This window comes from Streptomyces sp. NBC_01546 (assembly GCF_045208355.1).
Taxonomy (GTDB): Bacteria; Actinomycetota; Actinomycetes; order Streptomycetales; family Streptomycetaceae; genus Streptomyces.
On the sequence record NZ_CP109379.1, the window covers coordinates 6,456,182 to 6,468,479 of the forward strand.

At 70.2% G+C, this 12,298-nt stretch carries 12 protein-coding genes; all 12 read left to right on the forward strand.

Annotated features, from left to right (window positions below):
* Window position 1 precedes the first annotated feature (1 nt).
* The 12 genes from OHA89_RS29620 to OHA89_RS29675 all read left to right on the forward strand — a co-directional run bounded on the left by OHA89_RS29620 (window position 2) and on the right by OHA89_RS29675 (window position 12,262).
* Window positions 2-544 (forward strand): hypothetical protein, encoded by a 543-nt coding sequence (locus OHA89_RS29620; RefSeq protein WP_215144363.1) that lies wholly within the window; start codon window positions 2-4, stop codon window positions 542-544.
* Between the two features lie 125 nt (window positions 545-669).
* Window positions 670-1,587 carry a pyridoxal 5'-phosphate synthase lyase subunit PdxS gene (pdxS, locus tag OHA89_RS29625; RefSeq protein ID WP_215144360.1) on the forward strand — a complete coding sequence of 306 codons (918 nt, stop codon included), beginning with the start codon at window positions 670-672 and terminating at the stop codon, window positions 1,585-1,587.
* A gap of 7 nt (window positions 1,588-1,594) precedes the next feature.
* Entirely contained in the window at window positions 1,595-2,188 is a 594-nt protein-coding gene (gene pdxT, locus OHA89_RS29630) for a pyridoxal 5'-phosphate synthase glutaminase subunit PdxT (RefSeq protein ID WP_215144358.1), read from the forward strand.
* Between the two features lie 57 nt (window positions 2,189-2,245).
* Window positions 2,246-2,998 (forward strand): YebC/PmpR family DNA-binding transcriptional regulator, encoded by a 753-nt coding sequence (locus OHA89_RS29635; RefSeq protein ID WP_215144356.1) that lies wholly within the window; start codon window positions 2,246-2,248, stop codon window positions 2,996-2,998.
* Between the two features lie 129 nt (window positions 2,999-3,127).
* Window positions 3,128-3,664: a crossover junction endodeoxyribonuclease RuvC gene (gene ruvC, locus OHA89_RS29640; RefSeq protein WP_215144354.1), complete on the forward strand. Its 537-nt coding sequence runs from the start codon at window positions 3,128-3,130 to the stop codon at window positions 3,662-3,664.
* Window positions 3,661-4,293 (forward strand): Holliday junction branch migration protein RuvA, encoded by a 633-nt coding sequence (ruvA, locus tag OHA89_RS29645; RefSeq protein ID WP_257557170.1) that lies wholly within the window; start codon window positions 3,661-3,663, stop codon window positions 4,291-4,293. Before ruvC ends, ruvA begins: the two co-directional genes overlap by 4 nt.
* 73 nt (window positions 4,294-4,366) lie before the next feature.
* Complete coding sequence (ruvB, locus tag OHA89_RS29650; RefSeq protein WP_215144343.1) at window positions 4,367-5,425, forward strand: Holliday junction branch migration DNA helicase RuvB; 1,059 nt, start codon at window positions 4,367-4,369, stop codon at window positions 5,423-5,425.
* 165 nt (window positions 5,426-5,590) lie between these two features.
* Complete coding sequence (gene yajC / locus OHA89_RS29655; protein ID WP_266610766.1) at window positions 5,591-6,049, forward strand: preprotein translocase subunit YajC; 459 nt, start codon at window positions 5,591-5,593, stop codon at window positions 6,047-6,049.
* Between the two features lie 155 nt (window positions 6,050-6,204).
* Entirely contained in the window at window positions 6,205-8,010 is a 1,806-nt protein-coding gene (gene secD, locus OHA89_RS29660; RefSeq protein ID WP_406367482.1) for a protein translocase subunit SecD, read from the forward strand.
* A gap of 3 nt (window positions 8,011-8,013) precedes the next feature.
* The gene (gene secF, locus OHA89_RS29665) at window positions 8,014-9,069 is read left to right on the forward strand and encodes a protein translocase subunit SecF (RefSeq protein ID WP_215144337.1); all 1,056 of its coding nucleotides are present in this window, start codon (window positions 8,014-8,016) and stop codon (window positions 9,067-9,069) included.
* Window positions 9,066-9,620 (forward strand): adenine phosphoribosyltransferase, encoded by a 555-nt coding sequence (locus tag OHA89_RS29670; RefSeq protein WP_374199269.1) that lies wholly within the window; start codon window positions 9,066-9,068, stop codon window positions 9,618-9,620. Before secF ends, OHA89_RS29670 begins: the two co-directional genes overlap by 4 nt.
* A 218-nt stretch (window positions 9,621-9,838) precedes the next feature.
* On the forward strand, window positions 9,839-12,262 hold the full coding sequence (locus OHA89_RS29675; protein ID WP_257557175.1) for a bifunctional (p)ppGpp synthetase/guanosine-3',5'-bis(diphosphate) 3'-pyrophosphohydrolase: 2,424 nt from the start codon (window positions 9,839-9,841) through the stop codon (window positions 12,260-12,262).
* Window positions 12,263-12,298: the final 36 nt, after the last annotated feature.

The window sequence follows — 12,298 nt, forward strand, 5'->3', positions numbered from 1 at the left end:
CGTGATCGAAACCCTTGTCTGGATTGCCCTGGCTCTCGGTGTCATCGGGGTCTACCTCAGCTGGACCGCCGGCCGGCTCGACCGGTTGCACTCGCGGATGGACGCCTCGCGGGCCGCGCTGGACGCGCAGCTCGTGCGGAGGGCCTCCGTGGTGGTGGAAGTGGCCGCCTCCGGAGTGCTCGACCCCGCGTCCTCCCTGGTGCTGTACGAGGCCGCGCACGCCGCGCGGCAGGCCGAGGAGGAGCACCGGGAGGTCGCCGAGAGCGAGCTCAGCCAGGCGCTGCGCGCGGTGTTCGCCGATGCCGACCAGGTCGAGGTGCTGAAGGCCGCGCCGGGTGGGGCCGCGGCCACCGAGGAGCTGGCGGCGGCCGTCCGCCGGGTGCCCATGGCGCGCCGGTTCCACAACGACGCCGTACGGGCCGCCCGCGCCCTGCGCAGGCACCGCAAGGTCCGCTGGTTCCGGCTGGCCGGGCACGCGCCGTTCCCGCTGGCCTTTGAAATGGACGACGAGCCTCCGGCGGATCTCGCCGAGAGGCCGGTCTAGGGCCGCAGGGGACAAGTGAAGGGGCCACAAGCTCCACATTGGCCCTTGTAGTGGACTGATCAGTGGGGTTTCCTCGGCAGAGTAGTGCCAGTAGCACCCGTCTTCCTTTCGAGTGAGGTCAATCCGTGAGCACGCTTCCCACCACCCCCCAGTCCGCTGAGTCGGCCATCGGCACCTCGCGCGTCAAGCGCGGCATGGCCGAGCAGCTCAAGGGCGGCGTGATCATGGACGTGGTCAACGCCGAGCAGGCGAAGATCGCCGAGGACGCCGGCGCCGTGGCCGTCATGGCCCTCGAGCGGGTCCCCGCCGACATCCGCAAGGACGGCGGCGTGGCGCGCATGTCGGACCCGAACATGATCGAAGAGATCATCGAGGCCGTCTCGATCCCCGTCATGGCCAAGTCCCGCATCGGCCACTTCGTCGAGGCCCAGGTCCTGCAGTCCCTCGGCGTCGACTACATCGACGAGTCCGAGGTCCTGACCCCGGCCGACGAGGTCAACCACTCCGACAAGTGGGCCTTCACCACCCCCTTCGTCTGTGGTGCCACCAACCTGGGCGAGGCCCTGCGCCGCATCGCCGAGGGCGCGGCCATGATCCGCTCGAAGGGCGAGGCCGGTACCGGCAACGTCGTCGAGGCCGTTCGCCACCTGCGCCAGATCAAGAACGAGATCGCCCGCCTGCGCGGCTACGACAACAACGAGCTGTTCGCCGCCGCCAAGGAGCTGCGCGCCCCGTACGAGCTCGTCAAGGAAGTCGCCGAGCTCGGCAAGCTCCCGGTCGTGCTGTTCTCCGCCGGTGGCGTCGCCACCCCGGCCGACGCCGCCCTGATGCGCCAGCTCGGCGCCGAGGGCGTCTTCGTCGGCTCCGGCATCTTCAAGTCGGGCGACCCGGCCAAGCGTGCCGCCGCCATCGTGAAGGCCACCACCTTCTACGACGACCCGAAGATCATCGCGGACGCGTCCCGCAACCTGGGCGAGGCCATGGTCGGCATCAACTGCGACACCCTCCCCGAGGCCGAGCGCTACGCCAACCGCGGCTGGTAATCACCTCATGACGAACACCCCCGTTATCGGCGTCCTGGCTCTCCAGGGTGATGTACGGGAGCACCTGATCGCCCTGGCCGCGGCGGACGCCGTGGCCAGGCCGGTCCGGCGTCCCGAGGAGCTCGCCGAGGTAGACGCCCTGGTGATCCCCGGCGGCGAGTCCACGACCATGTCGAAGCTCGCCGTGCTGTTCGGCATGCTCGAGCCGCTGCGCGAGCGCGTGCGGGCCGGCATGCCGGTGTACGGCACCTGCGCCGGCATGATCATGCTCGCCGACAAGCTCCTGGACGGCCGTGAGGACCAGGAGACCCTGGGCGGCATCGACATGATCGTCCGCCGCAACGCCTTCGGCCGCCAGAACGAGTCCTTCGAGGCGGAGATCGACTTCGCGGGCATAGCGGGCGGCCCGGTCCAGGGCGTCTTCATCCGCGCCCCGTGGGTCGAGTCCGTCGGCGGCGCCGCCGAGGTGCTCGCCACGTACGACGGCCACACGGTCGCCGTGCGCCAGGGCAACGTCCTCGCGACGTCGTTCCACCCCGAACTGACCGGCGACGACCGAGTCCACGCGTACTTCGTCGACATGGTGCGCGCCGGGCTGTAATCAGCTCCCGGTAGGATCGGGGACGAACACTGTTGGTGACGCGAAGGAGACAGGCAGATGTCCGGCCACTCTAAATGGGCTACGACGAAGCACAAGAAGGCCGTGGTTGACGCCAAGCGCGGCAAGCTCTTCGCGAAGCTGATCAAGAACATCGAGGTCGCGGCCCGCATGGGCGGCGCCGACATCGATGGCAACCCGACGCTCTTCGACGCCATCCAGAAGGCCAAGAAGAGCTCGGTCCCCAACAAGAACATCGACTCCGCGGTCAAGCGCGGCGGCGGCCTCGAGGCCGGCGGCGCCGACTACGAGACGATCATGTACGAGGGCTACGGTCCGAACGGTGTCGCGGTGCTCATCGAGTGCCTCACCGACAACCGCAACCGCGCCGCCTCCGACGTGCGCGTGGCCATGACCCGCAACGGCGGCTCGATGGCCGACCCGGGCTCGGTCTCGTACCTGTTCAACCGCAAGGGTGTCGTCCTCCTGCCCAAGGGCGAGCTCTCCGAGGACGACGTCCTGGAGACGGTGCTCGAGGCCGGTGCCGAAGAGGTCAACGACCTCGGCGAGAGCTTCGAGATCATCAGCGAGGCCACCGACATGGTCGCCGTCCGTACCGCTCTCCAGGACGCGGGCATCGACTACGACTCGGCCGACTCCAACTTCCTGCCGACCATGCAGGTCGAGCTGGACGAAGAGGGCGCGCGCAAGATCTTCAAGCTGATCGACGCGCTGGAGGACAGCGACGACGTGCAGAACGTCTTCGCCAACTTCGACGTCTCGGACGAGGTCATGGAGAAGGTCGACGCCTGAGCGGGGCGCTTGTATGGGACGGGCCGACAGGACACACCCTGTCGGCCCGTCGCTTTGTCAGTGGCGCCCGATAGCCTGCACGGACAGACACGGACAGGCGATCGAAAAGATCGAAAAGAGGGGGCGGCGGTGCGCGTACTGGGTGTGGACCCGGGGCTGACGCGATGCGGTATCGGCGTCGTCGAGGGTGTCGCCGGCCGCCCCCTGACCATGCTCGCGGTGGGGGTCGTACGGACCCCCGCGGACGCCGAGTTGGGCAACCGGCTCGTCGCCATCGAGCAGGGCATCGAGGAATGGCTCGACACCCACCGGCCCGAAGTCGTCGCCGTGGAACGGGTGTTCAGCCAGCACAACGTCAGCACCGTGATGGGCACCGCCCAGGCGAGCGCCGTCGCCATGCTGTGCGCGGCCCGGCGCGGGATACCGGTCGCGCTGCACACCCCGAGCGAGGTCAAGGCCGCCGTCACCGGCAGCGGCCGGGCCGACAAGGCCCAGGTCGGAGCCATGGTGACCCGGCTGCTCAGGCTGGACGCACCGCCGAAGCCCGCCGACGCCGCCGATGCCCTCGCCCTCGCCATCTGCCACATCTGGCGGGCCCCCGCCCAGAACCGCCTCCAGCAGGCGGTCGCCCTGCACGCCTCTGGCTCGAAAGGCCGTACCCGATGATCGCCTTCGTCAGCGGCCCGGTCGCCGCGCTCGCCCCCACCCTGGCCGTGATCGAGGTCGGGGGAGTGGGCATGGCCGTGCACTGCACGCCGAACACCATCGCCGGCCTGCGGATGGGCGAGCAGGCCCGGCTGGCCACCTCGCTGGTCGTACGGGAGGACTCGCTCACCCTCTACGGCTTCGCCGACGACGACGAGCGGCAGGTCTTTGAACTGCTCCAGACCGCGAGCGGGGTCGGGCCGAGGCTGGCGCAGGCGATGCTCGGGGTGCACAGCCCGGACGCGCTGCGGACGGCTGTCTCGACGGGTGACGAGAAGGCGCTGATGGCGGTGCCGGGGATCGGCAAGAAGGGGGCGCAGAAGCTGCTCCTGGAGCTGAAGGACAAGCTGGGGGCCCCGCTGGGCGCGAGCGGCCTGGTCGGCGCGCAGCGGGCCGTGGCCGCCGGGCCCGCGCCGTGGACCGAGCAGCTGGCCGCGGCGCTGATCGGGCTCGGCTACGCGTCCCGTGACGCCGAGGAGGCCGTCTCCGCGGTGACCCCGCAGGCCGAGGCCGCCATCGCCGCCGGCGGCTCGGCCCCTGTCCCGCAGCTCCTGCGCGCCGCGCTCCAGTCCCTGAACCGAGCCCGCTGACCCGCCCGCGCGGCGCCGCTGCCGGGGGCCGGCCCCCGGACCACCGTACGAACCGAGAAGGCAGACTGACACCGTGAACTGGGACGACGAGAGCGACCGCATTGTCGCGCCGGCAGCCGACGGGGAGGACACCGCCGTCGAGGCGGCGCTGCGTCCCAAGGACCTCGGCGAGTTCGTCGGTCAGGAGAAGGTCCGCCAGCAGCTGGACCTCGTCCTCAAGGCGGCCCGCCAGCGCGGCGCGACCGCCGACCACGTCCTGCTCTCCGGCGCCCCCGGCCTCGGCAAGACCACCCTGTCGATGATCATCGCGGCCGAGATGGGCGCGCCCATCCGCATCACCTCCGGCCCCGCCATCCAGCACGCCGGAGACCTCGCCGCGATCCTCTCCTCCCTCCAGGAGGGCGAGGTCCTCTTCCTCGACGAGATCCACCGCATGTCCCGGCCCGCCGAGGAAATGCTCTACATGGCCATGGAGGACTTCCGCGTCGACGTGATCGTCGGCAAGGGGCCCGGGGCCACGGCGATCCCGCTGGAGCTGCCCCCGTTCACCCTCGTCGGGGCGACCACACGGGCCGGACTGCTGCCGCCCCCGCTGCGCGACCGCTTCGGGTTCACCGGGCACATGGAGTTCTACGCCCCCGAGGAGCTGGAGCGCGTCATCCACCGCTCCGCCCGCCTCCTCGACGTCGAGATCGACGTCGACGGCGCCGCCGAGATCGCCGGCCGCTCCCGCGGCACCCCGCGCATCGCCAACCGCCTGCTGCGCCGGGTCCGCGACTACGCCCAGGTCCGCGCCGACGGTGTGATCAACCGTGAGGTGGCCGGTACCGCCCTCCAGGTGTACGAGGTGGACGCGCGCGGGCTCGACCGGCTGGACCGGGCCGTCCTGGAGGCGCTGCTCAAGCTCTTCGGCGGCGGGCCCGTGGGCCTCTCCACGCTCGCCGTCGCCGTCGGCGAGGAGCGGGAAACCGTGGAGGAGGTCGCGGAGCCGTTCCTCGTCCGCGAAGGGCTGCTCGCACGCACCCCGCGGGGGCGCGTCGCGACGCCTGCCGCCTGGGCCCACCTGGGGCTCGTGCCGCCCCAGCAGCACGGGAGCGGATCAAGCGGACAACAGGGCTTGTTCAGGGCCTGACGGCGCGGACGTTCGCACCCTCAGGAACCCCGGTGCCATGCTGGGCGTTGTTCCATCGGTGCGGACTCGCCTAGACTCCGCCGATGCCGCCCTTTCAGGTCGGCATGCCCACCCCCGTAGAAAAGGCCGCCGTCCGCGTGCGGTCGTGCGAAGGATCTCCGTCCCGTGAATATCGTGACACTCCTCCCGTTCATCGTGCTCATCGGGGCGATGTTCCTGATGACCCGCTCCGCGAAGAAGAAGCAGCAGGCGGCCGCGCAGATGCGCGACCACATGACGCCCGGCACCGGGGTCCGCACCATCGGCGGCATGTACGCCACGGTGAAGGAGATCGGCGACGACACCGTCACCCTTGAGGTGGCTCCCGGCGTCCACGCGATCTTCGCGAAGAACTCCATCGGCGCCGTCCTCGACGACGCGGAATACAACCGCATCGTCCACGGCGCGACCGATGATCTGACCATCGACACGCCGGTCGTCCCCGACGACGCCTCCTCCCTCACCGAGAAGGACGCGGACGAGACCCCGAAGCTGGACCTCGGCAAGAAGGACGAGCCGAAGGACGAGCCCAAGGGCGACGAGCCCAAGGACGGCAAGGCGGACGGCGAGCCCGGCGCGAAGTAGCGCACGGGCCGGGGACCGCGAGGGCGCCTGATCGGCGGCCGTCGCGGTCCCGGTCAGTGACCCACTTCTGCGGGGGGCAGGGGTCCCCACCACACATTTCGTGGCCGTCCGTGCGCTGACCCGGCGCAGGCGGTTGGACAGGGAGAAACGACAAGGTGGCAGCACCGAAGAAGGGCCGGCGGCCCACGGGGGCTCAGGGGAGGCCGGGGCGCGCCCTGGCGATCATCCTGATCGCGATGGTGGCGCTCACCGCGGGGATGTTCCTCTCCAAGCAGACGACTCCCCGGCTCGGCATCGACCTCGCCGGCGGCACGAGCATCACGCTCAAGGCCAAGAGCGAGCCCGGCAAGCCGGACGCGATCAACGAGACCAACATGAACACGGCGGTCGGCATCATCGAGCGCCGTGTCAACGGTCTCGGCGTGCAGGAGGCCGAGGTCCAGACGCAGGGCCGCGACCACATCATCGTGAACATCCCCAAGGGGACGAACGAGCAGCAGGCGCGCGAGCAGGTCGGTACCACCGCCCAGCTGTACTTCCGCCCGGTCCTCGCCTTCGCCGACGGCACCCCCGCCGCTCCCGAGGGCACCCAGAGCCCGAGCCCCTCCGCGAGCGGCTCGCAGGCCCCCAAGGCCGGGGACGGCAAGTCCCCGTCGGCCACCCCGTCGTCCAGCGCCACTTCCCAGGGCCGTGCGCTCAGCGAGGCCCTCAAGGCCCCGAACGCCCCCACTCCCACCCCCTCGGGTAGCGAGTCGAAGAAGGCAGACGACAACAAGGCCACCGCGACCCCGTCGGGCTCCCCGTCGGGCGCGCCGTCGCCGTCCACGCCCCCGTCGGCCGAGGAGACCGCGGCCGCCGGCCTGCAGGACGCCTTCGCGAAGCTGGACTGCTCCAACGAGGAGCAGCGCGCCGCCGCCGGCAAGGGCGTCAAGCCCACGGACCCGATGGTCGCCTGTGGCCAGCGCGGCACCGCCTGGGGCAAGTGGATCCTCGGCCCGGCCCAGGTCGACGGCCAGGACGTGAAGGACGCCAAGGGCGTCATCGACCCGCAGCGCGGTGCCTGGATCGTCACGATGCAGTTCACCGACAAGGGCGCCGATAAGTTCGCCAAGATCACCGGTGAGCTCGCCACCAAGCAGATGCCGCAGAACCAGTTCGCGATCGTGCTCGACGGCCAGGTCATCTCCGACCCGTCCGTCAGCCAGGCGCTGACCGGCGGCAACGCCGAGATCTCCGGCGGCTTCACCCAGCAGTCCGCGCAGGACCTGGGCAACATGCTCTCGTACGGCGCCCTGCCGCTCTCCTTCAGCGAGGACAGCGTCACCACCGTCACGGCCGCCCTCGGCGGTGAGCAGCTGAAGGCCGGCCTGATCGCCGGTGCCATCGGCCTGCTGCTCGTGGTGATCTACCTGCTGGTGTACTACCGGGGCCTGGCGTTCGTCGCCATCGTCAGCCTCCTGGTCTCCGCGATCCTCACCTACACGATCATGGCGCTGCTCGGCAAGGGCATCGGGTTCGCGCTGAACCTGCCCGCCGTCTGCGGTGCGATCGTCGCGATCGGCATCACGGCGGACTCGTTCATCGTGTACTTCGAACGCATCCGGGACGAGATCCGCGAGGGCCGCACCCTGCGTCCGGCCGTCGAGCGTGCCTGGCCGCGGGCCCGGCGCACCATCCTGGTCTCCGACTTCGTGTCGTTCCTGGCGGCCGCGGTGCTGTTCATCGTCACCGTCGGCAAGGTGCAGGGCTTCGCCTTCACGCTGGGTCTCACCACCCTGCTCGACGTGGTCGTGGTGTTCCTCTTCACCAAGCCGATCATGACGCTGCTGGCGCGTACGAAGTTCTTCGCCAGCGGTCACCCGTGGTCCGGGCTGGACCCGAAGCGGCTCGGTGCCAAGCCGCCGCTGCGCCGGTCCCGCCGTACCGCCGCACCCGCCCCCGTCGACGCAAAGGAGGCGTGAGAGATGTCGAAGCTGGGAGATCTCGGCGCCAGGCTGTACCGCGGTGAGGTCGGCTACGACTTCGTCGGCAAGCGCTTCATCTGGTACGGCGTTTCCATCCTGATCACCATCACGGCGATCGCGGCCCTGGCCATTCAGGGCCTCAACATGGGCATCGAGTTCAAGGGCGGTGCCGTCTTCACCACTCCGAAGACGGCCGTCTCGATCGCCAAGGCCACGGAGGACGCGGAGAAGGCCTCGGGCCACGACGCGATCGTCCAAGAGCTCGGCACCGGCGGCCTGCGGATCCAGATCTCCGGTCTGGACACCGACTCCGCGACCGACGTGAAGAAGCAGCTCGCCACCGACCTCAAGGTCACCGAGGCCGACATCAACGCGGACCTGGTCGGCCCCAGCTGGGGTGAGCAGATCGCCAACAAGGCCTGGACCGGCCTCGGCATCTTCATGGTCCTCGTGGTGATCTACCTGGCCATCGCCTTCGAGTGGCGGATGGCGGTCGCGGCACTGATCGCCCTGATCCACGACCTCACGATCACCGTCGGCATCTACGCGCTGGTCGGCTTCGAGGTCACCCCGGGTACGGTCATCGGTCTGCTGACGATCCTCGGTTACTCGCTCTACGACACCGTCGTCGTCTTCGACGGTCTCAAGGAGGGGTCGAAGGACATCACCAAGCAGACCCGCTGGACGTACAGCGAGGTCGCCAACCGCAGCATCAACGGCACGCTGGTCCGCTCGATCAACACCACGGTCGTGGCGCTGCTCCCGGTCGCGGCCCTGCTCTTCATCGGCGGCGGCCTCCTGGACGCCGGCATGCTGAACGACATCTCGCTGTCGCTGTTCGTCGGCCTCGCGGCCGGTGCGTACTCCTCGATCTTCATCGCGACCCCGCTGGTCGTGGACCTCAAGGAGCGCGAGCCGGCGATGAAGGCCCTGAAGAAGCGGGTGCTCGCGAAGCGGGCGGCCGCGGCGGCGAAGGGCGAGTCCGCGGACGAGGGCTACGAGTCCGGGGACGAGCCGCAGGTCGTGGCGCAGGGCCGACAGGGACGGCGCCGGTGACCGAGCTGCTCTCCGCGGACGTTCGCGAGCTGCTGCTCGGCCGGATCAAGGACGTGGCGGACTACCCGAAGCCGGGCGTGATGTTCAAGGACATCACCCCGCTGCTGGCGGACCCGAAGGCGTTCGCGGCGCTGACGGACGCGCTGGTGGAGCTGGCCGGGCAGTACGGCGCGACGAAGATCGTCGGGCTGGAGGCGCGCGGGTTCATCCTGGCGGCTCCGGTGGCCGTACAGGCCGGGATCGGCTTCGTGCCGGTGCGCAAGGCCGGGAAGCTGCCGGGGGCGACGCTGGCGCAGTCCTACGAGCTGGAGTACGGCACCGCGGAGATCGAGGTCCACGCGGAGGATCTGTCGGCCGGCGACCGGGTCATGGTCATCGACGACGTGCTGGCCACCGGTGGCACCGCCGAGGCGTCGCTCTCGCTGATCCGGCGGGCCGGCGCGGAGGTCGCCGGGGTGGCGGTCCTGATGGAGCTGTCCTTCCTGCCCGGTCGGGCGAAGCTGGCCGGTGCGCTGGGTGAGGCTCCGCTGGATGCGCTGATCGTGGTCTGACGTTCTCGCTTGCCGAGCGGCGGGTATCCGGGACATCCCGGGTACCCGCCGTTTCGCGTGTGCGGCGCCGCTGCCGGGAGTCCGGCCTGCGGCCCAGCCGGAAGGAGGCTCGGCGAACGAGGGAGCGGAACCCTCGCTACGATGGGTTATCCGGACCGGACACGGGCACCGGATCCTCCCCCGGACTCCGTCTGGGGGGACCCCCGTGAGGAGCGCTCTTGCCAGACGAGGTCCAGCCACTCTCCGCCGCGCAGCCAGACCCGCAGGCCGAGCAGGCCGCGGCGCCCGCCGCCACGCCCCCGCCGGCCCCGCCGGTCAAGCCCGCGCCGGCGAAGTCGGCCGGGTCCTCCAACCGGGTGCGCGCCCGGCTCGCCCGGCTCGGCGTCCAGCGCACCAACCCGTACAACCCGGTACTGGAGCCCCTGCTCCGCATAGTCCGCAGCAACGACCCGAAGATCGAGACGGCGACGCTGCGCCAGCTGGAACAGGCCTACCAGGTCGCCGAGCGCTGGCACCGCGGCCAGAAGCGCAAGAGCGGTGACCCGTACATCACCCACCCGCTCGCGGTGACCACCATCCTCGCCGAGCTCGGCATGGACCCCGCCACCCTGATGGCCGGTCTGCTCCACGACACCGTCGAGGACACCGAGTACGGCCTCGAAGACCTGCGCCGCGACTTCGGCGACGCCGTGGCCCTCCTCGTCGACGGCGTCACCAAGCTCGACCGGGTCAAGTTCGGCGAGGCCGCCCAGGCCGAGACCGTCCGCAAGATGGTCGTGGCGATGGCCAAGGACCCCCGGGTCCTCGTGATCAAGCTCGCCGACCGCCTGCACAACATGCGCACCATGCGCTACCTCAAGCGGGAGAAGCAGGAGAAGAAGGCCCGCGAGACCCTCGAGATCTACGCCCCGCTGGCGCACCGGCTGGGCATGAACACGATCAAGTGGGAGCTCGAGGACCTCGCCTTCGCGATCCTCTACCCCAAGATGTACGACGAGATCGTGCGGCTCGTCGCCGAGCGCGCCCCCAAGCGCGACGAGTACCTCGCCGTCGTCACCGACGAGGTGCAGACCGACCTGCGCGCCGCGCGCATCAAGGCCACCGTCACCGGCCGGCCCAAGCACTACTACAGCGTCTACCAGAAGATGATCGTCCGCGGCCGTGACTTCGCGGAGATCTACGACCTGGTGGGCATCCGCGTCCTCGTCGACACCGTACGGGACTGCTACGCGGCCCTGGGCACGGTGCACGCGCGATGGAATCCGGTCCCCGGCCGGTTCAAGGACTACATCGCGATGCCCAAGTTCAACATGTACCAGTCGCTCCACACGACGGTCATCGGGCCCAGCGGCAAGCCGGTCGAGCTCCAGATCCGCACCTTCGACATGCACCGCCGTGCCGAGTACGGGATCGCCGCCCACTGGAAGTACAAGCAGCAGACCGTCGCCGGCACCTCCAAGGTCCGCACCGACGTCCCGCAGGCCGCCAAGGGCAGCGCCGGCCAGGACACGGTCAACGACATGGCCTGGCTGCGCCAGCTGCTGGACTGGCAGAAGGAGACCGAGGACCCAGGCGAGTTCCTCGACTCGCTGCGCTTCGACCTCTCCCGCAACGAGGTCTTCGTCTTCACGCCCAAGGGCGACGTCATAGCGCTGCCCGCCGGGGCCACGCCCGTGGACTTCGCGTACGCCGTCCACACCGAGGTCGGCCACCGGACCATAGGGGCCCGGGTCAACGGCCGCCTCGTCCCGCTGGAGTCCACGCTCGACAACGGCGACCTGGTCGAGGTCTTCACCTCCAAGGCGGAGGGTGCCGGACCGTCCCGCGACTGGCTCGGCTTCGTCAAGTCCCCGCGCGCCCGCAACAAGATCCGCGCCTGGTTCTCCAAGGAGCGCCGCGACGAGGCCATCGAGCACGGCAAGGACGCCATCGCGCGGGCCATGCGCAAGCAGAACCTGCCGATCCAGCGCATCCTGACCGGCGACTCCCTCGTCACCCTCGCGCACGAGATGCGCTACCCCGACATCTCCTCCCTGTACGCGGCGATCGGCGAGGGCCACGTGGCCGCGCAGGGCGTCGTACAGAAGCTGGTGCAGGCCCTCGGCGGCGAGGAAGCGGCCAACGAGGACATCGAGGAGAGCGTCCCGCCCTCCCGGACCCGGGGCACGCGCCGCAAGAACGCCGACCCGGGCGTGGTCGTCAAGGGCGTCGACGACGTGTGGGTCAAGCTGGCCCGCTGCTGCACCCCGGTGCCGGGGGACCCGATCGTCGGCTTCGTCACGCGCGGCAGTGGCGTATCGGTTCACCGGGCGGACTGCGTCAACGTGGACTCCCTCTCCCAGGAGCCCGAGCGGATGCTGGAGGTCGAGTGGGCACCCACCCAGTCCTCGGTCTTCCTGGTCGCCATCCAGGTCGAGGCCCTGGACCGGTCCCGCCTGCTGTCGGACGTCACCCGCGTCCTGTCCGACCAGCACGTCAACATCCTCTCGGCCGCAGTCCAGACCTCCCGCGACCGCGTGGCCACCTCCCGCTTCACCTTCGAGATGGGCGACCCCAAGCACCTGGGCCACGTCCTGAAGGCCGTTCGGGGTGTGGAGGGCGTCTACGACGTCTACCGTGTGACTTCGGCCCGCCGGCCGTAGCCACACGCACGAGGGCCCCGGTACGCATCCGCGTAC

What these genes read in the sequence shown, in the direction of transcription:
- pdxT (WP_215144358.1), top strand. Translation starts at nt 1,595, where the DNA reads ATGACGAACACCCCCGTTATCGGCGTCCTGGCTCTCCAGGGTGATGTA.
- secF (WP_215144337.1), top strand. Translation starts at nt 8,014, where the DNA reads ATGTCGAAGCTGGGAGATCTCGGCGCCAGGCTGTACCGCGGTGAGGTC.
- ruvA (WP_257557170.1), top strand. Translation starts at nt 3,661, where the DNA reads ATGATCGCCTTCGTCAGCGGCCCGGTCGCCGCGCTCGCCCCCACCCTG.
- OHA89_RS29635 (WP_215144356.1), top strand. Translation starts at nt 2,246, where the DNA reads ATGTCCGGCCACTCTAAATGGGCTACGACGAAGCACAAGAAGGCCGTG.